A 23,495-nucleotide genomic window follows, 5' to 3' on the forward strand; every position below is an offset into this window, starting at 1 on the left:
CAAGGCGAGGTAATCATGCGCAGCGACGCGGCACGCGGCTTCATCCCGGAACTTTTGGCGCTGATGCCGCTATCGGCCCGCGAGGTGCTGATCTGCGGCAGTGCCGAACTGGCCGAAGCCTACCGCAGCCGCAATCCCGCTGCCCGACTGACCGGCTTTGGCCCGGTGGAGATGGACGGTTTCGACCGCTTCGTCGCCGGCGATCCGGGCACGCTCAGCAAGGCGCGGCTGGCGACCGCGCAAGGTTATGACTTGGCGGTTCTCGACGAAACGCTTGGGAAGTTACGCGATCCCGGCGCGCTGCTGCGCCGCTTGCGCGGGCTGATCCGGCCCGGCGGCACGTTGGTGGTGGCTAGCCCAAATCGAGCCTATTGGCGTCGGCTCTCGGGCCTGATCAGCGGTGAGACGGAGAGCGCCCCCGGACGCGAAGGAGCGCTTGACCAGAGTTCGTTGCAGGCGCTGATGGGCGAGGCCGGATTTTTCCTGCGCCGGATGCGCGCGCGCCGCCCCGATGTCGACAAGCCCGAGATGCGGACCTGGCTGGACGCGCTTGAACAGTTGGGCCGGGCGACCGGGCTGGAGGCGCAGAAGCTGCGCCAGCGGATCACAGCCAGTGATTTCGTGGTGGTGGCCGCCCAGCCGCCCGATCCCGGACCGCCCCTGAACCTTCACCTGGTCGAGCTGGCCCTCAGCATGGATGTCCGAACCCGCATCCCGGCCGAGGCGCTGAGGGCCGAGCCGATGCTGCACGTCACCACCATCAGCAAGTCGCTGGCCGTGCCGGACATGGGGACGCGCGGCGGCGTCGTCGTGGTGCAGCGACCGCGAGTTTCCGACCCGGAGCGGATGCTCGACTATGTCGCCCGCTGCCAGCAGCGTGGCATCGTGGTGGTGATCGAATATGACGACGACCCCTCGCTGGTGGCGCGGGTTCTGCCGCGCGCCGATGTGCCTTCGGTCTATGCTCACAACATGTCTCTGGCCCATGCCATCCAGACCTCAACCCCCGCGCTTGCGACCCAATTCGGGCGGGTGAACCCCGAGGTTGCGGTCTTCGCCAACACGGCTGAAGACGTGCCGCCGCTGCGAATGCATGCCGCCGGGGCGCTGCGGGTCTTGTTCGCGGCGCTGCACCGCACCCGCACCGCCGAGACGGCGGCCCTGTTCGCCCCCGCGATCGAGGCATTGCCTGATCTGGAATTTGACGTGGTGTTTGACCGCGCCTTCTTTGATGCGCTGCCCACCAGCCGCAAGCGCTTTCACAAGCTGCTGCCTTATCGCGACTATCTGGCGCTGATGGGGCGGGCCGATGTGGCGCTGATGCCGCTGGAAGGCCGGCCCGAAGAACTGGGAAAATCCGATGTGAAATGGGTCGAGGCCGCCAGCCGCAGTGCCGTGGCCCTCGCCTCGGTCCCGATCTATGCGCAGACCATCCGTGACGGCGAAAACGGCCTTCTGGCCCGCAGCGACGCGGATTGGTCGCGCTTGCTGATCAAACTGGGCGGCGATCCGGATCTGCGCAACCGTATTGCCACGACCGCCCGCGCCGAGGTTGTGCAGGGCCGAATGATGGCCGCGCAGGTTGCGACGCGGCGCGACTGGCATCTGGACCTGTATCGCCGCCGCGATGGGCTGTTCAGGGATGCGCTGCGCCGCAGCCCGGCGCTGGCGGACCGGCTGGCGTCACTCTGACGCGGGCAGGGCCAGCGGGCGGATGCGCAGCTTGGTGATGCGGTTATCCTTCCGCGTCACCACCTCGAACCGGTAGCCGTGGAAGGAAAACACCTGGCCCTGCGCCGGGATCGACTGGGCCATGTGGATGACCAGACCGGCGACGGTATTGGCCTCGTCATCGGGCAGGTTCCAGTCGAGCGCGCGGTTGAGGTCGCGGATCGTCATGGCGCCGTCGATCAGATAGTCACCACCGGGGCCGGGCTTCAGGTTGTGGTCGGCCTCGGTATCGTGTTCGTCGGCGATCTCGCCCACGATTTCCTCGATAATGTCTTCCAGCGTGATCAGCCCGCGCAGCGCGCCATATTCGTCGACGACAAGCGCGAAATGCGACCGCCGTTTCAGGAACTCGCGCATCTGTTCGTCAAGCGCCGTGGTGTCGGGCACGAAATACGGCTTCATCGCCACAGACATCACGTCGAAATCGCGCACCGCATCTGCCGGATCACCCTTGTTGTCATAGGCGGATTTGTGGATGGCGCGCAGCACATCCTTGGCATGGATGACGCCGACGACGTTTTCGCGTTCATCCTTATAGACGGGCAGGCGGGTATGGGGGCTGGTCAGCACCTGATCGAGGATCGTGGCCGGGGGCAGGTCGGCATCGACCATCTGGATCTCGGACCGGTGCTTCATGATTTCATCAACGGTGCGGCTGCCCAGTTCGAGCGCGCCCAGAAGGCGGTCGCGATCCTCTTTTTCAACCGTGCCGCTTTCATGGCCGATTGTCAGGGCGCCGGCGATTTCTTCGTGGACCGAGAACATGTTCTTGCTGGGGTCGCTTTCCAGACCCAGCAGGCCAAGCAGCGCCCGCACGAGGCCGCGCACCACCATCACGATGGGCGACAGCACCCGCATCACCACCCGCATCGGACGCGCCACGATCGAGGCCAACGTTTCCGGGTTCGCGATGGCATAGGATTTCGGCATCACCTCGGCGAAGATCAGCACCAGCACTGTCATCACCATGGTGGCCACCGCGACCCCGCTTGAGCCCCAAAGCGCCGTGAACAGCGCCGTCGCCAGCGAAGCCGACAGGATGTTCATCACGTTGTTGCCCAGCAGGATCGCGCCGATCAGGCGGTCGCTGTCGCGTGTCACCGCCAGCGCGGTTTCCGCGCCTTTGTCACCGCGGTCAGCGCGGCTGCGCAACTTGGCCCGGCTGGCCGCCGTCAGCGCTGTTTCGGATGCCGAGAAGAAGGCCGAACCGATCAGCAGCGCCAGAATGGCCAGCGAGAAGGTCAGGATCATGGCGCCATGTCCAGCACCGCTGGCCGGGGCTGGGGTATCGGTGGCAGTCTGGGCGAGGGCGGCGGTGAGAAAGGGTAAGGACATGGCGCTCAAACGCGGGCAAGGGGATGATGGTTCAACACCAGATCACGCATTCGCTGATCCAGCACATGAGTGTAAATTTCGGTGGTCGAAAGATCCGCATGTCCCAGCAGCGTCTGGATGGCGCGCAGGTCGGCGCCGCCTTCCAGCAGATGGGTCGCGAAAGCGTGGCGGATGACATGGGGGGTGACCCGCGCGGGGTCGATCCCGGCGGCAAGCGACAGGTCGCGGATCAGGTCGTTCATGCCCTTGCGCGGCATGTGCCCGGCGGCCGAGGATGAGGGGAACAGGAAGCGCACCCCCTTGCCCGCGACCAGCCGGCCCAGCGGGCTGTCCCTGGTCGCATTGTCGCGCGTCGCCAGCCAATCCTGCAGCGCCTGCCGCGCCGGTTCGGACAGCGGTACCATGCGTTCGCGCCCACCCTTGCCACGGATCAGCAGCAATTGCGGATCCCCGCGCGTGGCCGCGACCGGCAATGAGACCAGCTCGCTGACGCGCATGCCGGTGGCGTATAGCAGTTCTATCAGGCAGCGGTTGCGGATGCGGTCGGTCTCGGTCCGGCCGGTTTCCGGGACGGCGTCCAGCAGGCGGATGACCTCGGGCTGGGACAGCACCTTGGGCAGCCGCTGGGTCTTGCCGGGCCCGGTCAGGCGGATGGCCGGGTCGTCCTCGCGCCAGCCTTCTTCCAGCGCGAAACGGGTCAGCTGCCGGATCGAGGACAGCCGCCGCGCCCGTGTCGCCCGCGCCAGTCCGCGCGCGTCGCAATCGGCCAGATAGGCGGTGATGTCGTCGCGGGTGACGGTTTCCAGCGCCAGTTCGCGTGCCTCCATCCAGCCGGCAAACTCGTTGAGGTCGCGGCCGTAAGCAAGGATGGTGTTGCGTGCCGCGCCGGCCTCTGCCGCTTGGGCGTCAAGAAAGGCGGCGATGCGCGACAAGGTGTTCACTGAATGGCACCTTTCAGCAGTGGATCCAGTGCGATCTGGGTGGCGACGCGCCGGGCATCGGCGATCAGGCCCAAATGGCGCAGCGTCTGCACCCCCCGGGCGGCACGGGTGACGTCGCCTTGCGTTCCGGCATCGGCATCGGCGAGCGCGCCGTAAAGCGCCGGTGCCAGTGCGATCCGATCATCCGGATCAGGCGCGGGCGGCAGGTCGGCGGCGAAAATGGGGGCAAGCGCCCCAAGCGCGGGCGACAAGGGTTCAGGCTGGCCACCGCTGGCAAGGGCCAGCAGGGCCTTGTCCAGCGGTTCTGGTGGCGCCAAGGCGACCTCGGTCTGGCCGGACCACAGCCGCAGCCACAGCGCCAGCCGGGCGGCATTACCGCTCAGCGTCTCGGGGGCGATGCGATCGGCGAACATGGTCGCGAAGGCGTCGCGCAGCCCGGCGGTTTCCATGCGCTGGAAAGCCAGCACCAGCGCCGGTGCGATGCGGTCCGGGTCTTCGGTAACAAGCGCCGCATCCAGCGCCTGCACGGCGGCCGCGCGTTCCCAGACCCCGCCCGAAGCCGCCGGGCTTTGCGCCGAATAAAGCTGGCGCAGGCTGCCGCCCGGCAGCACGCCGGCACGTGCCAGCCGTTCGGCGGCCTCCAGTTGTGCCTTCCAGCCGGAACGCTCATCCAGATCCGCCCAGGCGAATTGCAAGGGCAGGGTGGTGGTCGGCAGCGGGTGGCCGATCGCTTCGTGCAGGCGGAAGGACAAAGGCGACATCGGGTCATGCGGCAGTACGGGGGTGCTGCCATCGGCGGTTGAATCGTCCAGATAAAGCGCCAGCAGCTCGGCCTGGTTGGGCTCGATCAGGCCGAGCTTGCGCGCGCCTACGAAAACGGTCGCAGCGCCGGGCCAGTCGCCCGCCTGAGCCAGGCAGAATATCCGCGCCGCCGGGTCAGGGGCGATGCCGGGGGCGATGTTCATGCGGTTGCAGACCTCGCCCTCGCCGCCCAGCAGCAGCGACATGTCGAACAGCCGCCGGAAGGTGGTCGCGTTGTCGGGGCCTGCGCCTTGCAGCAGTACCCGCGCCGAGGGCAGGGCGCCGTCCGCGATCAACTGGTCCACGCGGGCCAAGAAGAACTCGCCAATGCGGCCTTCGGCGGGGATGGCGGGGGGCGGCAGCTGCGCCTCGATCACGCGGCGGGCGATCTGGGATGAGGCGGGCAGACCCGGATCGGCGCGCAGCAGCCGGATCGCGGTATCAAGATCGGTGCCATCCCAGAAGTTGTCCGGCAGTCCCGCCTGACGGGCAGAGATCACGCCGGCACCATCGGAATTGGCCGCGCCCAGCCTGCTGACCCCGATCGGCACCGCCGCAGCGCTGGAGGCGACCTGTCCACCCTGGCCGCGCACTGGCGGCCGCGTCGGTCGCAATCTTGAGGCATCGGGCGGCACCGGATCGCCGGGCCGCCAGGCGCTGGAACTGGTGGGGGGGCCGGATTTGCCCTTCAGCCAGTCATTGGCCGAAAGCGGTCCCTGCTGCGCCGCCGCACCAAAGGCGATCAGCGCCAGCCCCGCGGCCAGCCCGGCCAGCCGCGACCCTCGATCAATCCAGCTCATTCGTGCCCATCTGGTCATCGGATTGTTCGGGCGCATCCTCGCCCGGTTGCGCATCGGGCTCGGCTGGCGTCGCCTCTGGGGCGGGATCTGTGGTGGTTGCGTTGGCCGGGACTGCCGCGGCCGGGGTGCCGGTGTCCAGGCTGACGGGCTTGCGCATCTCCTGCTGGCGCGGACCCATGTCGCCCAGATAGGCGTATCCGGCCAGGGCCACGAATGCCAGCACGACCAGCACCACCAGAATCTTCAGCAACCGCATCATCAGTCCTTTCGCCCGCTGCCTCGTCCGGTCTTTCGGCCGGTTTTGCTGCTTTATAACTGGCATTTCGGGAAAGATCACGCCATTGACGTAACGAATTGATGAGGATCGCTAATGCAGGGTCAGATCGCGCTTGTCGGGATGATGGGGGTGGGAAAAACCGCCGTTGGGCAGGAAATCGCCCGTCAGCTGGGTATCGCCTTCACCGATACCGATGCCGAGATCGAACGCGCAGCCGCCATGACCATCCCCGAGATCTTCGCCCGCGATGGCGAGACTTTCTTTCGTGACCGCGAATCGGTGGTGCTGGGGCGGCTGCTGGAAGGGCCGCGCGGCGTCATCTCGACCGGCGGGGGGGCTTGGATCCAGCCGCGCAACCGGGCGCTGATCCGCAATGCTGGGATCGCCGTCTGGCTGGACGCGACGCTGGAAACCCTGTGGGCGCGGGTCCGTCAGCGTCCGACGCGGCCGCTGCTGATGACCGCCACCCCGCGCGAGACGCTGGCGTCCCTGCTGGAGGCGCGCCGCCCCGTCTATGCGCGTGCCGATCTGCGCGTGCCCACCGATTCCGAAGCCGATATCGAGACCACCGCCCGCCGCGTGATCGCGGCGATCCACCAGGCCCGACCCGCCTTTCTGGAGGAAAAATGACCCGCACCGAAGCGATCCGCACAGTTCATGTTCCGTTGGGTGATCGTGCCTATGACGTGCGCATCGGGCCCGGCCTGATCGAACGCGCGGGCGTCGAGATTGCGCCGCTGCTGGCGCGTCCCCGTGTGGCCATCGTCAGTGACGAAAACGTTGCCGCCCTGCATCTTCCCGCACTGCAAGCGGCGCTTTCGGCCGAAGGCATTGCGTCCGAGGTGCTGGTCCTGCCGGCGGGCGAGGCGACGAAATCCTGGCCACATCTGACCCGCACCGTCGAATGGCTGCTGGAACAGAAGATCGAGCGGCGCGACATCGTCATCGCGCTTGGCGGCGGGGTGATCGGCGATCTGGTGGGCTTTGCGGCGGCGATCCTGCGCCGCGGCGTGCGCTTTGTGCAGATGCCGACCTCGCTGCTGGCGCAGGTCGACAGCAGCGTCGGGGGCAAGACTGGCATCAACTCGCCCCATGGCAAGAACCTGATCGGCGCCTTTCACCAACCGGCGCTGGTGCTGGCCGATATTGCCGTGCTGGACACCCTGACCCCGCGCGATTTTCTGGCCGGGTATGGCGAGGTGATGAAATACGGGCTGCTGGGCGATGCGGATTTCTTCGACTGGCTGGAAGCCAACGCGCCGCGCCTGCGCGACGATATGGATGCCCGTGCCCACGCGGTTGCCCATTCTGTCGCCATGAAGGCCGGGATCGTCGAACGCGACGAGACCGAACAGGGTGAGCGCGCGCTGCTGAACCTCGGACATACCTTCGGGCATGCGCTGGAATCGGCAACCGGCTATTCCGACCGGCTGCTGCATGGCGAAGGCGTGGCCATCGGCTGCGCGCTGGCGTTCGAGCTTTCGGCCCGGATGGGGCTGTGCAGCCAGGAAGACCCGTCGCGGGTGGGGGCGCATCTGGCGGCGATGGGGATGCCGGCGCGGCTATCCGATGTGCCCGGTGACCTGCCTGATGACGATGGCCTGATCGCGCTGATGGGGCAGGACAAGAAGGTGGTCGATGGCAAGCTGCGCTTCATTCTGGCGCGGGGGATCGGTCAGGCTTTCGTGACCGATGCAGTGCGTGACGAGGATGTGAGGGCGGTTCTGGCCGCGTCCAGATAACCGGTGATTGGTGTGATGCCGGCCCGCCTGAGCGGGCAGGCCGGTTTCTGATGTCTGCTTAGCAGGCCTCTGCCAGCCGCTCTGCCTTGCGGGCCAGACGCTTGGCCAGCCCCGTCTGGCGGGCATTTTCCGGGACCAGCTTGGCGGTGCTCATCTTTGCGCCTTTCTGGTCCAGATCCGGGAAAATCAGCCGGATTTCTTCCAGAGATTCCGGTGGCAGGATCTTCTGGGCCTGCTCGCCCAGAAGCAGGCTCTCGCTTGGCGCGCCCTCGGCATAGACGATTTCATGTTCGTCAAAGAGGACATGGACATATTCCACCTGTTTCGCGCCCTCATCGACGTAAACCCCCGGCAGAGAGGTCAGCCGGATCGCCGCAACCAAGGCATCGGGCGTGCCGAACATCCGTTCGCAAATGGGCGAGCGGATCAGCATCCGATGCTGTCGCGATACCGTCAGGTCGGCCTTCGGCATCCCGTCGCCAAGCGCACCGGCACTGATGCGGACCGGACGCAGTTTTTCCTCGGCCTTCATCTCTGCCTTGGACAACTTGCGTTTGCCGACCCACCGGACTGGCTTTGGCCCGCGCTCGGTCGCGATCAGATCGCCGACCTCGATTTCTCGCGCCAGTTTTGTGCCGCCGGGCGTACGGATATTGGTCTCGCCGGCGAAGCACACGAACAGCCTTACGCCGTCAAGAAGTGCGCCTAGCCCATCGTCAATACCCAGCTCCGTAAACCTTACGGTGTACTTTCCGGGCGCAGGAAAGGGGACCGAGAGGTAGTAAGACTTCCACTTACCACCCGGGTAAACATCTTTGCTTGCGATGACGTTGCCTTCGCTGTCCAGAACCTCCGCGCGCATGCCTTCGCCGGGCTTGGGCGATCCGGTATTGCGCGTTGTAGCGCCAAAACCCAGTTCTCGCGTAGTGGCGAAGTTGATGCTGACTTCCTGTTCCAAAACAGTGGTCTGACCCGAATGGCCATCCATTTCAGCGACATGGGCGCGCGGATTGCCGGGGCGTCGGTAGGAAGTTTCTCTGCCAATCTCGATATCCGTGCCGGACCAGCCGGTCACTCCCAACTCGAAATGCCGATTAACGATAATATTCCTGAGTGCCATGAAGCGCCCCTAGATCTTAAATTGACGTAAGGTTAACTAACTAGATCAGCGGACCAGGGCTACACAACCGTGGATTGTAAAATTGGTACGAAATTCTCCTTAAAAGATTTATCTACAAATATTCGATGCTTACGCAGCGAGGCCCTCTCCTCTACTGAGCGCGGGATTGCATGATTGAGATAGCTTTTCTGTTTTGGCCATACAGTGGCACTGGCAAGGGGGAGGCGCCGCGGCAAAAAAAAAGGGGCAGAACCTGCCCCCTTCCTGTCGCTTGCAAGAGTTCTGACGCTTTTGCGGATCAGAACGGGATTTCGTCGTCGAAATCGGACCGGCTGGAACCGCCGCCCTGGCTGCCGCCGCCACCTTGCGAAGGCGCGCCATAATCGTCCCCGTAGCCGCTATCATAACCGCCGCGCGACGATCCGCCGCCCTGGCCGCCGCCGCCGTCGCCGCGTCCGTCCAGCATCTGCAGGGTCGAGTTGAAACCGCGCAGAACGATTTCGGTCGTATAGCGGTCCTGACCCGATTGGTCCTGCCATTTGCGGGTTTCCAGCTGGCCCTCGATATAGACCTTCATGCCTTTTTTCAGGTAACGCTCGACCACGTTCACCAGACCTTCGGACATGATCGCCACGCGGTGCCATTCGGTGCGCTCGCGCCGCTCGCCCGAGTTGCGATCCTTCCACTGTTCCGAGGTCGCGATGCGCAGATTCGCCACCTTGCCGCCATTCTGGAAGGATCGGATTTCCGGGTCCTGACCCAGATTGCCGATCAGGATCACCTTGTTCACAGAGCCCGCCATATCGCACCTTTCGTTATTTGATTGCGACCGTCTAGCGCGCCTGCGCCCTCCGCTTCAAGCAATTTGGCATCGGCAGAAACTCGCCGATGATTGGGTGGGTGGGAACCGTTAAGGAATGCGGCTGGCGATATGACGGATTTCGCGTATAGTCTTGGCAAAAGAAAACGAGGCACGAGTGAGGGACATGATCGGTAACTTACTGAAAGGTCTTGGCATTTTTGCCAAAGTCGGGGTCTTGGCTGCGCTTGTTGGAACTACGGCGCCGCCCGCTTTTGCCGACGGGCTGAACCTGCGACAGGCGACCGCGAAATCGCGCCAGCAGCAGTTCGCCCGCCAGAAACAGCTGATGGATTCCCGGCTTGCGAAGCAATACCAGCAGTCCAAACGTCTGCGCCCGACGGGCCGCCAGGTGGTCAATGTCACCACGATAGAACTGTCGCCGACCATCTCGACCAAGGCCTATTCGGGCCGGCGCTCGGCCTATATGCCCCACGCGCAGGCCATGGCCCGCAAATACGGCATCCCCGAAGCGCTGTTCCTGCGGCTGGTCAATCAGGAATCAGGCTGGAACCCCAATGCACGGTCGCACAAGGGTGCGATGGGTCTGGCGCAGCTGATGCCGGGCACGGCCGCGAAGCTGGGCGTTAACCCGGGCGATCCGGTGCAGAACCTGGAAGGTGGCGCGCGCTATCTGCGGATGATGTACAACCAGTTCGGCGACTGGCGGCTGGCGCTGGCGGCCTATAATGCCGGGCCGGGCGCGGTGAAGAAATACGGCGGCATCCCGCCTTACCGTGAAACCCGTAATTATGTCCGCATCATCGCCGGCGGCTGATCGCGGCGGACGCGCAAAAGGAAAGGGGCCTCGCGGCCCCTTTTTTATTTCCACGCTCTACGGTGTCGCGTCAGATCCGCGACGCCAGCGCCGAGGGGATGATGCGGGTGTATTTCGTGCCCTCGATCGCGGCACCCGCCATGATGCCGGTCTGACCGAAGATCATCGCCACAACCGGGTGGTTGTTGGTCACGGTATCGGTGCCGAAGGTCATGCCGTCTTCCGGCAGGGCATAGAACGCACCGGCGCCCGCAACCCAGCCGGGCGCGGCGCGGAAACCGGCAAGTGCCCTGTCGGTCTGGAAGACCAGCACATGCGCGAACTGGCGCGCGCCCGCCTGAAACCCGATCGAGGCCTGCGCCGCCGAGTAGTAGTCGGCCGTGGCGCCGTTGACCCGCAGCGCGCCCTCGCCATAGGATCCGCCGACGCCAAACCCGGCCTGCGTCATCACTGGCATGACCAGTACGCCGCGGGCATTTTCAACCAGCGGGCGGGCATTGGGATACTTCGCGAACAGCTCATTCAGGGTGGCGTTGACCCGGCCTTCCAGCGTTTGCGTCGCGTTGGTTGCCAGCCCGTTGTTACACGCCGCCAGCGCCAGAACCCCGGCACCTGCACCGATCGCCATGAAACCGCGACGCGTCAAGAAGTTGTGTTCAGCCATGCTCAATGCCCCATTATTTTGAGGTTATGTTACCTAAAACAAGACGCTCAGGCCAGAGCTTCCGCGACTTCGGGCGCGAAATAGGTCAGCACCCCGTCGCAGCCGGCGCGGCGGAAGGCCAGCAGGCTTTCCAGCACCACGTCGCGCGACAACCAGCCCTGCCGGATGGCGCCCTCGATCATCGCGTACTCACCGCTGACCTGATAGGCGAAAGTGGGGGCGTGGAACTGGTCGCGGACCTCGCGGCAGAGGTCCAGATAGGGCATGCCCGGCTTGACCATCACCATGTCGGCGCCTTCGGCCAGATCGCGGGCGACGCAGCGCAGGGCTTCCTGACGATTGGCGGGGTTGATCTGATAGGTCTTCTTGTCGCCGACCAGCCGGCCCGCCGCGCCGACGGCGTCGCGGAACGGGCCGTAGAAGCCAGAGGCGAATTTGGCCGCATAGGACATGATCGCCACATCCTTGTGGCCGCGCTTTTCCAGCGCCGCACGCAATGCACCGATGCGGCCGTCCATCATGTCCGACGGCCCGAGGATATCGGCGCCGGCCTCAGCCTGTGCCAGCCCCATGCGGACCAGGCATTCGACAGTCTCGTCATTGAGGATCTCGCTCCCCCGCACCAGCCCGTCATGGCCATTGGCGTTATAGGGATCCAGCGCGATGTCGGTCATCACCGTCAGGTCCGGCGCAACCTGTTTGATGGCGCGGATGGCCTGGTTGCCGATATTGTCGGGATCCCAGGCGCGTTCGCAGGTTTCCGTGCGCAAGGCCTCATCGGAATGGGGAAAGACGCAGATCGCCGGGATCCCCAGCCGGGCGGCGCGTTCCGCCGCCGCCTTCACCCCCTCAACCGTATAGCGCACCACACCGGGCATCGAGGGGATCTCGACATCGGCGCCGTCAACCTCGGTCACGAAAACGGGCCAGATCAGGTTTGCCGCGCTCAGCTCGGTCTCGTTCACCATTGCACGCAGCGCCGGGGTGCGGCGCAGGCGGCGCAGGCGGGTCTGGGGGAAGGGGGCGAGAATGGGATTGGAAGACATGGGATGCGGCTTTCGGCTTTTCCTTGTTCGCCCGCTGTTCTAAGGTCGGCGCCACGCCAAGACAAGCAGGCAAGACCGCGTGTTCCTGACCGACATCCTTTCGTTCCTTGATGCCAGATCCTTTTCCTCGCCGTGGTTCTGGGCGGTATTGCTGACTGTCTGGACACTGTCCGGCCGTCGGGTGGTGGGCATTCCGGTCGATGTGCCCGCGCAGGCGGCGCGCGCCCTGCGCGAACAGCCCGGTGAAGCGTCGGCCGAGGTCTTCGCGCTGCTGGACTGGATGTCGCTGAGCGTGCCGCGCTGGCAGGCCGGGCCGCGCACGGGGGCGGTGCTGACGGCGCTGATCTGCTTTGCGCTTAGCGTGCTGGCGATTCTGGGTTTCTCCTTTGGGCTGGAAATGGCGCAGGCGCTGGTGCTGATCGGCTTGCCGCAGGCCCTGCTGCTGGCCTTGCGCGCCCGCCTTGCCGGACAGCTTTACTGGGTGCTGGAAGCCGCGGAACTGGGCCAGCCCGCGGCCGAGGCCGCCGCCGAGGCGCTGCGCCGGATCAACCGTTACCGCATCCTGCACGGCATCATCTCGGTTCTGGCGGTGGTGGTGACGGCGTTCTGGGCCTCGCTGTGGATGCTGATGCATCCGAACGGGCTGTAAGTGGCGGCCCGCCCTTGACCACGCCGCTTGTCGGGATATCTGGACCACATGGCTGACATCATCACCCTTTCCGGCGCCCCTGAGGGCTATGACGCCGCGCTGCTGGCGCGCGAGGCCGAACGCGGCCCCGTAATCCACATCGCCCGCGACGATCGGCGGGCCGAGGCGATGCGCGAAGGCCTGCGCTTCTTCGCGCCGCATCTGACGGTTCTTGAATTCCCCGCTTGGGACACCACGCCTTACGACCGCGTATCGCCTGCGGGCGAGGTGATGGCGGCGCGCATGGCCACGCTGGCGGCGCTGGCGCATGGGGCGGTGCCGGGCAAGTTCGTGGTGCTGACGACGCTGAACGCGGCCATTCAGCGCGTGCCGCTGCGCGCGGTGCTGAAAGATGCCAGCTTTACCGCCCGCGTGGGCGATCGTGTAAACGAACCGGCACTGCGCGGTTGGCTGGCGCGAATGGGCTTTGCGCAGGCGCCCACGGTGACGGAGCCGGGCGATTACGCCATTCGCGGCGGCATCATCGACATCTGGCCGCCGGGACCTTCAGGCCCGATCCGGCTGGACCTGTTCGGCGATGTGCTGGATTCGGCGCGTCGCTTTGACCCCGAAACCCAGCGCAGCCGCGACAAGCTGGACCGCCTTGAACTGGTGCCCATGTCCGAGGTGATCCTGGACGAGGACGCCATCACCCGGTTCCGCACCACCTACCGCGCTGAATATGGCGGCGGCGCAAACGATCCGATGTATGAGGCCGTCAGCGCCGGGCGCAAGCTGGCCGGGGTCGAACATTGGCTGCCCTGGTTCCACGAAAGCCTCGACAGCATTTTTGACTACCTGCCGGGCGCGGCGGTGATGATGGACGACCGCCTCGATCAGGTCCGCGCCGCCCGGTGGGAGATGGTCGCCGAACAATATGCCGCGCGGCGCGAGGCCGCGGGAAAGCGCGGCGCTGACAACATCTATCGCCCGGTCGCACCGGAAAAGATGTTCGCCACCGATGCCGACTGGACCGACTGGCTGGCCGATCGCCGCCAGCTGCGACTGTCGGTAAATGCAGCCCCTCCGGGCCCCGGCGTGCTGAATGCTGGCGGCAAGGTCGGCCGCAATTTCGCGCCCGAGCGTCAGGCCGAGCAGCTGGATCTTTTCGGCGCGCTTGCCGCCCATCTGCGCGATTTGCAGAAGACCCATCGCGTGGTCATCGCCTCATTCTCGGAAGGTGCGCGCGAGCGCCTCCGCGGCCTGATCGCCGACGAAGGCATCGAAGGCATGACCGACATCGCCCGGCTTTCGGACCTGTCGGACCAGGCCGGCGCCATAGGGCTTGCCGTCTGGCCGCTGGAGGAAGGCTTTGTCGCCGATGGCGCGGCGGCGGGCAAGCTGGCGGTGATTTCCGAACAGGACGTGCTGGGCGACCGGCTGATCCGGGGCGCGCGCAAGCGCCGACGGGCCGAGAACTTCCTGAAGGATACCACGGCGCTGACGCCGGGCGATCTGGTCGTCCATGTCGAACACGGAATCGGCCGCTATACCGGGCTTGAAACCATCAAGGCGGCGGGCGTCCCCCATGATTGCGTGGCGTTGGAATATGCCGGGGGCGACCGGCTGTTTCTGCCGGTGGAAAATATCGAACTGCTGTCCCGTTACGGCCATGAAGAAGGGCTGCTGGACCGGCTGGGTGGCGGGGCGTGGCAGGCCCGCAAGGCGCGCCTGAAAGAACGCATCCGCCTGATCGCCGACCGGCTGATGCGGGTTGCGGCGGAACGCCTGCTGCGCACCGCCCCGGTTCTGGAACCCGAACATCACGATTGGGAAGCCTTTTCCGCCCGCTTTCCCTATACCGAGACCGACGACCAGATGGGGGCCATCGACGACGTGATGGCGGACCTTGCGGCGGGCCGACCGATGGACCGGCTGATCGTCGGCGATGTGGGTTTCGGCAAGACCGAGGTGGCGATGCGCGCGGCCTATATCGCCGCATCGCAGGGCAAGCAGGTGGCTGTGATCGCGCCCACCACGCTGCTGGCCCGCCAACACGCCCGCAGCTTTTCTGAGCGTTTCCGTGGCACGCCGCTGAACGTGCGGCCCCTGTCGCGTTTCGTAACCGCCAAGGACGCAGCGGCGACGCGGGCAGGGCTTGCCGATGGGACGGTCGACATTGTTGTCGGCACCCATGCGGTGCTGGCCAAGGCGGTGAAGTTCAAGAACCTCGGCCTGCTGGTCATCGACGAGGAACAGCATTTCGGCGTCGGTCACAAGGAACGGCTGAAGGAGCTCCGCTCGGATGTCCACGTCCTGACCATGACTGCGACCCCGATCCCGCGCACGCTGCAATTGTCGCTGTCGGGTGTCCGCGATCTGTCGGTGATCGGCACGCCGCCCGTCGACCGGCTGGCGATCCGCACCTATGTGTCGGAATTCGACAGCATCACCATCCGCGAGGCGTTGCTGCGCGAAAAATATCGCGGCGGGCAAAGCTTCTTTGTCGTGCCCCGCATCGCCGATCTGCCGGAAATCGAGGACTGGCTGCGCGAACACGTGCCCGAGGTCAGCTTTATCGTGGCTCATGGCCAGCTTTCGGCGGGCGATCTGGATCAGCGGATGAACGCCTTCTATGACGGTCAGGCCGATGTGCTTCTGGCGACGACCATCGTCGAAAGCGGTCTGGATATCCCGACCGCCAACACGATGATCGTCTGGCGCGCCGATATTTACGGCCTCGCCCAGCTTTACCAGATCCGGGGCCGTGTGGGCCGTTCGCGGACGCGGGCCTATTGCTATCTGACCACGAAACCGCGCAGCCCGCTGACCCCGCAGGCCGAGCGGCGGCTGAAATTCCTGGGCAATATTGACGGGCTGGGGGCTGGCTTCAACCTCGCGTCGCAGGATCTGGACCTGCGCGGGGCGGGTAACCTGCTGGGCGAGGAACAGTCGGGTCATATCAAAGAGGTCGGCTTCGAACTGTATCAGGCGATGCTGGAGGAAACGATCGCCAAGCTGAAATCGGGCGAGCTGGAGGGCACGCCAGAAGACGAATGGGCGCCGCAGCTGAACCTTGGCGTACCGGTCACGATCCCCGACAGCTATGTCGCCGATCTTGACGTGCGGCTGGGCCTGTACCGCCGGTTGGCCGAGATCGCGACCAAGGTCGAGATGGAGGGCTTCGCAGCCGAACTTCACGACCGTTTCGGCCCGGTCCCGCGCGAGGTGAATACGCTGATGAACGTCATTCGCATCAAGGCGATGGCCAAGCGCGCCAATATCGCCAAGCTTGATGCGGGGCCGAAAGGGGCCACGGTTCAGTTCCACGATGACAAGTTCCCGAACCCGGCCGGTCTGGTCGAATTCCTGACCGATCAGCGCGGACAGGCAAAGGTCGAGGGCAACAAGATCGTCATCCGCCGCGATTGGTCCACGGATGCCGAACGCGTCAAGGGCGCTTATGGCATCGCCCGCGATCTGGCGGCAAAGGCGAAGGGCTGACGGCGCCCGCATCCCGCCCACAGGGCGGCGGCAAGGATCGCGCAGGCCTTACGGAGCCGCCAGATGACGCGCGGCCGGGGCGGGCTGCCCGTCAATCCAACGCGATGAACGCGACCGTGTCGCCAGCCTCGCGGGGGGGATCCCCAGCGGGGCGGACCAACAACGCATCGGCCTGTGCCAGCAGCCCCAGCCGTGCCGAATCCTGATCGGCCAGCGGCGTCAGTTGCGGGTATCCGTCGGCCTCGGCCAATGTGGCGCGCAAATAGTGCTGCCGGTCGCCCTCGGGCCCCAGCGGTGCGGTCAGGCGGCCAAGGCGGACACGTTCTTCGGGCGGCAGTCCTTGCATCGCATGCAACAGTGGGCGAATGAATAATTCCGCGCAGACTATTGATGAAACGGGATTTCCTGGCAGTCCGATCATTGCAGAATGGCCGATACGCCCGGCGATCAGCGGCTTGCCGGGGCGCATTGCGATCTTGTAAAAGGCGCGCTCGATCCCCACGCCCTCGGTGACCTTGCCGATCAGATCGTGATCGCCGACCGAGGCGCCGCCGATGGTGACGATCAGATCGGCATCGGCGGCGCGGTTCAGGCTGTCGCGCAGGCTGGCTTCGGTATCTGCCGCGATGGGCAACAGGGTGACATCGGCCCCGGCGCGGCGCGCAATCGCGGCAATGGCAAGGTCGTTTGAGCTGACGATCTGCCCCGGACCGGGCGTGGTGCCGGGGGGCACCAGTTCATCGCCGCCGGGCAGGATGGCGACGCGCGGGCGGCGCGGGACGGTCAGATGCGGCACATTCATCGCCGCGATCAGCCCCAGATCACGGGCAGTCAGGCGGCGGCACGGGTCGAATGTTAATCCTTCATGAAAATCATTGCCTTGCGGACGAATGTTGTCGTGTTGCTGAGCGGTCGTGACGCGAATTTCGTCGCCATCCCGGCTGACATGTTCCTGCATTACCACGCGGTCATATCCGGCTGGTACGGCGGCGCCGGTAAAGATGCGGATCGCGGTGCCGGGCTGGGCAGTGCCGTCCCATGGCCTGCCGGCGGCGGATTCACCGATGACCCGCAATGAGCGCTTCTGATCCGCTTGGCGTATGGCATAGCCATCCATGGCCGCCGCGTCGAATGGCGGCTGGGTCAGGCGCGCGCTGACCGGCTTCGCCAGCACCCGGCCGAAACCGTCGGCAAGGGCGATTTCCTCGCTTTGAACCGGGCCGGCAAGCGCCAGAACCTTTTGCAGCGCCTCGTCAACCGTAATCATCTATGCCTCGTAAGTACCTGATTTTCCGCCTGTCTTGCGACGAAGGCGAATGCCTTCGATGCGCATGCCCTTTTCGGCCGCCTTAAGCATGTCATAGATGGTCAGGCAGGCGGTTGAGACGGCGGTCAGGGCCTCCATCTCGACCCCGGTCTGGCCAGAGGTGCGCACGGTTGCCGTTACGCGGATGCCGGGAAGGTCGGGATCAGGGGTGAGTTCCAGCGCCACCTTGGTGATTGGCAGCGGGTGGCACAACGGGATCAGGTCCGAGGTGCGTTTCGCCCCCATGATCCCCGCCAGTCGTGCCACACCCAGCACGTCGCCCTTGGCCGCGCCGCCTTGTGCCAGGGCGAGGGTTTCCGGCTGCATGATAACCATGCCCTCGGCAACCGCCTCCCTATCCGTCACCGGCTTGGTCGAGACATCGACCATATGCGCCTGACCTTGCTTGTCAAAATGCGTCAAGCTCATGCAGCACCCAGCAAGCTGCGGGTGGCGGTGGCTACATCGGGTTGGCGCATCAGGCTTTCGCCGATCAGGAAGCGGCGAGCGCCGACACGCGCCATCCGGTCGAGATCGGCGGTGGTGAACAGCCCGCTTTCGCAGACCAGATCACGATCGGCGGGGATGTGCGGTGACAGTTCTTCGGTCACGCGAAGATCCAGCTCAAAGGTCTTGAGATTACGGTTGTTTATACCGATCAGGGGCGATTTCAGGCGCAGCGCGCGATCCAGTTCGGCGCGATCATGCACTTCGATCAGCGCGTCCATGCCCCAATGGCGGGCGGCGTCTTCCAGCTCGGCGGCGAGCGTGTCCTCGACCGAGGCCATGATGATCAGGATGGCGTCGGCACCCCAGCTGCGCGCCTCGGCCACCTGATAGGTGTCGTAAAGGAAATCCTTGCGCAGGACTGGCAGGTCCACAGCGTCGCGGGCAGCGGTCAGAAATTCCGGCGCGCCTTGAAACGAAGGCGTGTCGGTCAGGATGGACAGGCAGGCCGCACCGCCCGCCTGATAGGCACGCGCCAGCGCCGGCGGATCAAAATCCGGTCGAATCAATCCCTTGGAAGGGCTTGCTTTCTTGATTTCGGCGATCAGTCCATAGCCGCCGGCGGCCTTTGCGGTCAGCGCATCGGCAAAGCCGCGCGGGGCGCTGGTGGCGCGGGCGGCAGCCTCGACCGTGGCCAAGGGCCGGGCGATCTTGGCGGCCGTGATTTCGTCGAGCTTGTAGCTCTTGATCTTGTCGAGAATATCCATGGCGCGACCATAAGCCTTGACGCGCGGCGCGAAAAGCCCCGCGGTGCGGAATGTCGCGCGCTGCCGGCAGTCGGTTGCAGGGTCGGGCGCGCTAGGACGTGGCCCAGTCGATCTGCGGCTTCCCGCGGGCCGCGAGCCAGGCATTCACCCGCGAAAAAGGGCGTGAGCCGAAAAAGCCGCGCCGTGCCGACAGGGGCGAGGGATGCGCGCTGGCGATCACCAGATCCTCGGCGCGCGGCAGATCGGAAATCGCCTTCTGCGCGTGATTGCCCCAGAGGATGAAGGCCAGCGGGCCGTGTCGCTGCGCCTCGGCCACGGCTTGGCGGGCCAGCCGGTCCCAGCCCCAGCGGCCATGCGCCCCCGCCGAGCCGGGCGGGACGGAAAGCGAGGTATTCAGCAACAGCACGCCTTGCCGCGCCCAATGGGACAGGTCGCCATGCGCCGGGCGCACTTGAAGATCGTCGTCCATTTCCTTGAAAATGTTGGAAAGAGATCGGGGCAGAGGGGTGGGTTCGGTGACCGAAAAGGCCAGCCCGTCCGCATGACCCGGCGTCGGATAGGGATCCTGGCCGAGGATGACCACGCGCACCGCTTCGGGCGGCAGAATCTGCAAGGCGCGGAAGATCGCGCCGGGGCCGGGCAGGAAATCGGTGCCGGTCAGCCTGGCCTGAATGGCGGGCCAGCTGTCGCGGAAGAACGGCAGATGCGCCCAGGGGCCGGGCGGGGTCACAGCGGCACGATGGCTGCCAGTGCCGCCAGCTTGGCCTTTGCAGCACCCGAATCGATGCTTTGCGCTGCCAGCGCCGCGCCCTCGCGCAGATCTTCCGCGCGGCCCGCGACCAGCAGCGCAGCGGCTGCGTTCAGGATTACCGCATCGCGATAGGCATTTTTCGCCCCGTCAAGGATTGCCCGCGCGGCCGCCGCATTATGGGCGGCGTCTCCGCCGACGATCTGGTCGAAATCATGGCGCGGAAGGCCTGCATCTTCGGGGGTGATGGTGAATTCGTGGATCTGGCCATCCTTCATTTCGACCACGAAACTGTCACCGGAAATCGCCAGCTCGTCGGTGCCGTCGCTGCCGTGGATCAGCCAGACATGGGTCGATCCAAGCTCTCGCAGGGTTTCGGCCATGGGGCGGCACCAGGCGGCGTCGAAGGTGCCGGTCAGCTGGCGTGTCACCCCGCCGGGATTGGTCATCGGTCCCAGCAGGTTGAAGATGGTGCGGGTGCCAAGTTCGGCCCGCGGTGCCCCGACATGGCGCATGGCGGGGTGGTGAACCGGCGCCATCATGAAGCAAAGGCCGATCTGGTTCAGCGCCTTCTGCGACTGTTCGGGCGCGGCCATGATGTTGATGCCGAGTTCGGTCAGTGCATCGGCAGAGCCGGATTTGGACGACAGCGCCTTGTTGCCATGCTTGGCGACGGGCACGCCCGCGCCGGCCACCACCAGCGCCGCTGCGGTCGAGATGTTCAGCGTCTTGCGCCCGTCGCCGCCGGTGCCGACGATGTCGACCGCGCCATCGGGGGCGGTGATGCGGTTCATGCGCTGGCGCATGGCGCTGGTTGCGGCGGCCATCTCGTCCACGGTTTCGCCGCGCACCCGCATCGCCATCAGCAACCCGCCGATCTGGGCGGGGGTGGCTGCGCCTTCGAACAGGGCGGCGAAGGCGCCGGCGGCCTCGTCCGAGGTCAGCGGGCGTTCGGCGGCAAGCCCGATCAGCGGGCGGATATCAACGGTCATGCGAGCTCTGGCTTTCGGCAGCGGTCGAGGAAGGTGCGGATCATGGCGTGGCCGTGTTCCGAGGCGATGGATTCGGGGTGGAACTGCACGCCTTCGATGGGCAGGTCGTTGTGGATGACGCCCATGATGGTGCCATCACCGGCCCGTGCCGTCACGCGCAGCGCGTTGGGCAGGCTGTCGGGCGCGATGGTCAGCGAATGATAGCGCGTGGCCTTCAGCGGCGAGGGCAGGCCGGTGAAAACGCCGGTACCGTCGTGGAGCATCTCGTCCACCTTACCGTGCAGAATGCGGTCGGCGCGGGTGATGCGTCCGCCGAATGCCTCACCGATGGATTGATGGCCCAGGCAGACGCCGAACAGCGGGATGTCACCGCGTTCGGCCACGGCGCGGATCAGCGGCACACAGATGCCCGCCTGCGCCGGATCGCAGGGACCGGGAGAGATCACGATCCCGTCAGGGCGCATCGCCAGCGCCTGCTCGACCGTCAGGGCATCGTTGCGCCAGACTTCGACATTTGCACCTTCTTCGCCAAGGTAATGAACGAGGTTCCAGGTGAAGCTGTCGTAGTTGTCGATAAGCAGGATCATGTCAGTCCGTCGCAATTTGGGGTGAACCCGGCGGGATCAGGTCTTATAGATGTGCCAAATGGCGGGGCGGGGCAAGCCGTCGCGCGTCACGAAATGGGGCGGAAATGGCAACGGCGGACGGATTCGGGCGGGGTGCGCTGCATGGCGGGCTGATCGGGGCGGCGGCTTTGGCGGCATTGTCGCTTGCCTTGCCGCTGCCGGAAATGCCGGCATTGCAGGCGCCCGAACCACCCGCGCCGGCGACCGCGACGGACGAACCTGCGGTCACCTCGGTTCCCACCACGATTGACGAAGCGGTGGCAGCGATCAGCCCGGAAACGCCGACCAGTGCCGAAACAACAGCGCCCGCAGGGGTTGCCGAACCAGCCGCCACGCCGCTGGCGCCAGCGCCCGAGATCGCGCCGCCGCCGGGATCGGAATTTGCCCGCGCGGATGACCTGCCGCCGATCGTTCCGGGCGGCGCTGCGGCCCCCGGCACGCCGACGCTGGCAGAGGCGCCCATCGTTACCGCCCCCGCGACCGAGCCGAACCCCGCGCCTGCGACCGTGCCGGCCGGGCGGCCCGATGCGCCCGAACTCGGCGAGGCTCCGCGCCCTGCCGAGGAGCCCCAGCCCGCGCTTGCGGCGCCCGCATTCACCGCTGATGCGCCGGTCACCGCGCCCAGCCCCGGCCGGATCAGCGATCCCGGTCAGGATGCGGGGCCGGCGGTCGCCTCGCGCACGGCACCCACGCCTTTGCCCCCCGAGACGGCGGCGGCCTTGCCCGGCACCGATACCGCGCCTGAAACTGCCGCTGCGCCGCGCCCCGACGCGCCAGCGATGCCCGAGGCCGCCGCGCCCGAGACCGCAAGCGCAGCCTTGCCGGCCACCCAGGCCGACGCCGCACAGCGCAGCGAGCCTGCGGTCGAGCCCGAAACCTCGGCCCCCGCCGCGATCACCGCGATTGAGCCCGCGCGATCCGCGCCTCCGGTGCTGGAAACGCCCGATCCCAGCCGCGAGTCCGTGCCCCCGCCGCCGGAAGCCGCAGCCGATCCGGCTGTCGAACAGGCCGAGGAGCCATTGATTGCCGCCACCGAGCCGCGCCCCGAGGATCAGCCTTCCGCGACCGCGCCCGAACCGGCGGCACCCGCTGCTGTCACCTCCCCCGGCACGCGTCCGGCCCCCGATCTCAGCCTTCCGTCGCTTTCCATCCCGAGTCTGCCATGACCCCAGTGAACCCCGCACTTGCCGCCACTTTCGCCCCCCCGGTGATGGAGGCGCGCCGCTGGCTGGCGGGTGCCAGCTTCCCGCCAGAGCGTCCGCTGATCAATGTCAGCCAGGCGGCCCCCGTCGATCCGCCGCCCGAAGTGCTGCGCCGGGTCATGGCCGATGCCGCGCTGAACCGGGCCGAGGCGCATCTTTACGGCCCCGTGTTGGGCAATGCCGATCTGCGCGCGACGCTGGCCGCAAGCTGGTCGCGTTTCTATGACGCCCCGGTCAGCCCGGACCATGTCGCGATCACCCAAGGCTGCAACCAGGCCTTTTGCGCGGCCATTGCCACGCTGGCGGGCGCGGGGGATGAGGTCATCATTCCGGTGCCGTGGTATTTCAATCACAAGATGTGGCTGGACATGCAGGGCATTCGCACGGTGCCGCTGAGCTGCGGGCCGGACATGGTGCCGCGCGCCGAGGATGCGGCCGCGCTGATCACGGACAAGACCCGCGCCATTGTGCTGGTCAGCCCGAATAATCCGACCGGCGCGGAATACCCGGCGGCGACGCTTTCGGCGTTTTATGAACTCGCCCGCGCGCGGGGCCTCGCGCTGATCGTGGACGAGACCTATCGCGATTTCGACAGCCGCGAGGGCGCGCCGCATGACCTGCGCGCCCGGCCTGAGGCCGATGAGGTCCTGATCCAGCTGTACAGTTTTTCAAAGGTCTTCCGGCTGACGGGCCATCGGGTCGGCGCCATCCTGACCGGCCCCGCACGTCTGGCCGAGGTAGAGAAGTTTCTGGACACCGTGGCGATCTCGACCAGCCAGATCGGGCAGATCGGTGCCGAATATGGCCTGCGCGAGATGGGCGACTGGTTGGCTGGCGAGCGCGCCGAGATCCTGTCGCGGCGTGCTGACATGATTGCCGCGATGGAAGGCGTGCCGGGCTGGCAGGTCGTCTCGGCCGGGGCGTATTTCGCCTGGGTCGCCCATCCGTTCGACATGCCCTCGGACCAGCTGGCGCAACAGCTGGTGCAGCAGGCTGGCATTCTGATGCTGCCCGGCACCATGTTCATGCCCGATGGGCAAGGGCAGGGCCATCTGCGCATCGCCTATGCCAATGCCGACGCCCAGGGCATCGCCGCCATGGCGGCGCGGCTGGCGGGTTTTCGTCCCAAGCCCTGAACTGGAAGCCGGACCCACCCTTGAAGCGAACGATCTGCCGCCCTA

The 23,495-nt window shown here is 66.1% G+C and carries 22 protein-coding genes; 8 read left to right on the forward strand and 14 right to left on the reverse strand.

Annotation, left to right across the window (positions count from 1 at the left end):
* Positions 1–15 precede the first annotated feature (15 nt).
* Positions 16–1,692 carry a methyltransferase domain-containing protein gene (locus tag G7044_RS03620; protein WP_166326045.1) on the forward strand — a complete coding sequence of 559 codons (1,677 nt, stop codon included), beginning with the start codon at positions 16–18 and terminating at the stop codon, positions 1,690–1,692.
* On the opposite strand, the gene G7044_RS03625 is transcribed toward G7044_RS03620, so the two are convergent.
* The 4 genes from G7044_RS03625 to G7044_RS03640 all read right to left on the reverse strand — a co-directional run bounded on the left by G7044_RS03625 (position 1,684) and on the right by G7044_RS03640 (position 5,864).
* Positions 1,684–2,982, reverse strand: a complete 1,299-nt coding sequence (locus tag G7044_RS03625) for an HlyC/CorC family transporter (RefSeq protein WP_166326048.1) — start codon at positions 2,980–2,982, stop codon at positions 1,684–1,686. The two genes, G7044_RS03620 and G7044_RS03625, sit on opposite strands and share 9 nt — an antisense overlap.
* Positions 2,983–3,071: 89 nt before the next feature.
* Positions 3,072–4,007 carry a tyrosine recombinase gene (locus tag G7044_RS03630; RefSeq protein ID WP_166326051.1) on the reverse strand — a complete coding sequence of 312 codons (936 nt, stop codon included), beginning with the start codon at positions 4,005–4,007 and terminating at the stop codon, positions 3,072–3,074.
* Positions 4,004–5,608 carry a hypothetical protein gene (locus G7044_RS03635; protein ID WP_166326054.1) on the reverse strand — a complete coding sequence of 535 codons (1,605 nt, stop codon included), beginning with the start codon at positions 5,606–5,608 and terminating at the stop codon, positions 4,004–4,006. The genes G7044_RS03630 and G7044_RS03635 overlap by 4 nt, the downstream gene beginning before the upstream one ends.
* Positions 5,595–5,864, reverse strand: coding sequence for a hypothetical protein (locus G7044_RS03640; protein WP_166326056.1), 270 nt, complete (start codon positions 5,862–5,864; stop codon positions 5,595–5,597). Before G7044_RS03640 ends, G7044_RS03635 begins: the two co-directional genes overlap by 14 nt.
* Positions 5,865–5,978: 114 nt before the next feature.
* On the opposite strand from G7044_RS03640, the gene G7044_RS03645 reads away from it, so the two are divergent.
* Both G7044_RS03645 and aroB read left to right on the forward strand, forming a co-directional pair.
* Positions 5,979–6,515 carry a shikimate kinase gene (locus G7044_RS03645; RefSeq protein ID WP_166326059.1) on the forward strand — a complete coding sequence of 179 codons (537 nt, stop codon included), beginning with the start codon at positions 5,979–5,981 and terminating at the stop codon, positions 6,513–6,515.
* Positions 6,512–7,627, forward strand: a complete 1,116-nt coding sequence (gene aroB, locus G7044_RS03650) for a 3-dehydroquinate synthase (RefSeq protein WP_166326062.1) — start codon at positions 6,512–6,514, stop codon at positions 7,625–7,627. Before G7044_RS03645 ends, aroB begins: the two co-directional genes overlap by 4 nt.
* Before the next feature lie 58 nt (positions 7,628–7,685).
* Here aroB and G7044_RS03655 read toward each other — a convergent pair whose 3' ends face one another.
* Together G7044_RS03655 and ssb are read right to left on the reverse strand one after the other, a co-directional pair.
* Complete coding sequence (locus G7044_RS03655) at positions 7,686–8,747, reverse strand: Hint domain-containing protein (protein WP_166326065.1); 1,062 nt, start codon at positions 8,745–8,747, stop codon at positions 7,686–7,688.
* Between the two features lie 298 nt (positions 8,748–9,045).
* A complete protein-coding gene (ssb, locus tag G7044_RS03660) occupies positions 9,046–9,549 on the reverse strand; it encodes a single-stranded DNA-binding protein (RefSeq protein WP_166326068.1) in 504 nt (167 codons plus the stop codon).
* Positions 9,550–9,733: 184 nt separating this feature from the next.
* Between ssb and G7044_RS03665 the strand changes: the two genes are divergently transcribed.
* Positions 9,734–10,384, forward strand: a complete 651-nt coding sequence (locus G7044_RS03665; RefSeq protein WP_166326071.1) for a lytic transglycosylase domain-containing protein — start codon at positions 9,734–9,736, stop codon at positions 10,382–10,384.
* Between the two features lie 70 nt (positions 10,385–10,454).
* On the opposite strand, the gene G7044_RS03670 is transcribed toward G7044_RS03665, so the two are convergent.
* Both G7044_RS03670 and hemB read right to left on the reverse strand, forming a co-directional pair.
* Positions 10,455–11,048, reverse strand: coding sequence for a lipid-binding SYLF domain-containing protein (locus G7044_RS03670; RefSeq protein ID WP_166326074.1), 594 nt, complete (start codon positions 11,046–11,048; stop codon positions 10,455–10,457).
* A gap of 47 nt (positions 11,049–11,095) precedes the next feature.
* On the reverse strand, positions 11,096–12,094 hold the full coding sequence (hemB, locus tag G7044_RS03675; protein ID WP_166326077.1) for a porphobilinogen synthase: 999 nt from the start codon (positions 12,092–12,094) through the stop codon (positions 11,096–11,098).
* 79 nt (positions 12,095–12,173) lie between these two features.
* Here hemB and G7044_RS03680 point away from each other — a divergent pair, with 79 nt between their 5' ends.
* Positions 12,174–12,743 carry a hypothetical protein gene (locus G7044_RS03680; protein WP_166326080.1) on the forward strand — a complete coding sequence of 190 codons (570 nt, stop codon included), beginning with the start codon at positions 12,174–12,176 and terminating at the stop codon, positions 12,741–12,743.
* 48 nt (positions 12,744–12,791) lie between these two features.
* Entirely contained in the window at positions 12,792–16,226 is a 3,435-nt protein-coding gene (gene mfd, locus G7044_RS03685; RefSeq protein ID WP_166326083.1) for a transcription-repair coupling factor, read from the forward strand.
* Positions 16,227–16,317: 91 nt separating this feature from the next.
* Here the strand turns inward: mfd and G7044_RS03690 are convergent, their stop codons facing one another.
* The 6 genes from G7044_RS03690 to G7044_RS03715 form a co-directional block, all read right to left on the reverse strand.
* Positions 16,318–17,493, reverse strand: coding sequence for a molybdopterin molybdotransferase MoeA (locus G7044_RS03690; protein ID WP_166326086.1), 1,176 nt, complete (start codon positions 17,491–17,493; stop codon positions 16,318–16,320).
* Positions 17,494–17,961: a cyclic pyranopterin monophosphate synthase MoaC gene (moaC, locus tag G7044_RS03695; protein ID WP_166326089.1), complete on the reverse strand. Its 468-nt coding sequence runs from the start codon at positions 17,959–17,961 to the stop codon at positions 17,494–17,496. It lies immediately after the preceding gene.
* On the reverse strand, positions 17,958–18,746 hold the full coding sequence (trpC, locus tag G7044_RS03700) for an indole-3-glycerol phosphate synthase TrpC (RefSeq protein WP_166326092.1): 789 nt from the start codon (positions 18,744–18,746) through the stop codon (positions 17,958–17,960). The genes moaC and trpC overlap by 4 nt, the downstream gene beginning before the upstream one ends.
* A gap of 91 nt (positions 18,747–18,837) precedes the next feature.
* Positions 18,838–19,476, reverse strand: coding sequence for a uracil-DNA glycosylase (locus tag G7044_RS03705; protein WP_166326095.1), 639 nt, complete (start codon positions 19,474–19,476; stop codon positions 18,838–18,840).
* Positions 19,473–20,486 (reverse strand): anthranilate phosphoribosyltransferase, encoded by a 1,014-nt coding sequence (gene trpD / locus G7044_RS03710; protein WP_166326098.1) that lies wholly within the window; start codon positions 20,484–20,486, stop codon positions 19,473–19,475. The genes G7044_RS03705 and trpD overlap by 4 nt, the downstream gene beginning before the upstream one ends.
* Positions 20,483–21,073, reverse strand: coding sequence for an anthranilate synthase component II (locus G7044_RS03715; protein ID WP_166326101.1), 591 nt, complete (start codon positions 21,071–21,073; stop codon positions 20,483–20,485). The genes trpD and G7044_RS03715 overlap by 4 nt, the downstream gene beginning before the upstream one ends.
* A gap of 104 nt (positions 21,074–21,177) precedes the next feature.
* Between G7044_RS03715 and G7044_RS03720 the strand changes: the two genes are divergently transcribed.
* Positions 21,178–22,278 (forward strand): hypothetical protein, encoded by a 1,101-nt coding sequence (locus G7044_RS03720; protein WP_166326104.1) that lies wholly within the window; start codon positions 21,178–21,180, stop codon positions 22,276–22,278.
* Positions 22,275–23,450 (forward strand): aminotransferase, encoded by a 1,176-nt coding sequence (locus G7044_RS03725; protein ID WP_166326107.1) that lies wholly within the window; start codon positions 22,275–22,277, stop codon positions 23,448–23,450. The genes G7044_RS03720 and G7044_RS03725 overlap by 4 nt, the downstream gene beginning before the upstream one ends.
* The last annotated feature ends 45 nt before the right edge of the window (positions 23,451–23,495 follow it).

Origin of the sequence: Paracoccus xiamenensis (assembly GCF_011308835.1) — a bacterium.
Taxonomy (GTDB): domain Bacteria; phylum Pseudomonadota; class Alphaproteobacteria; order Rhodobacterales; family Rhodobacteraceae; genus Paracoccus; species Paracoccus xiamenensis.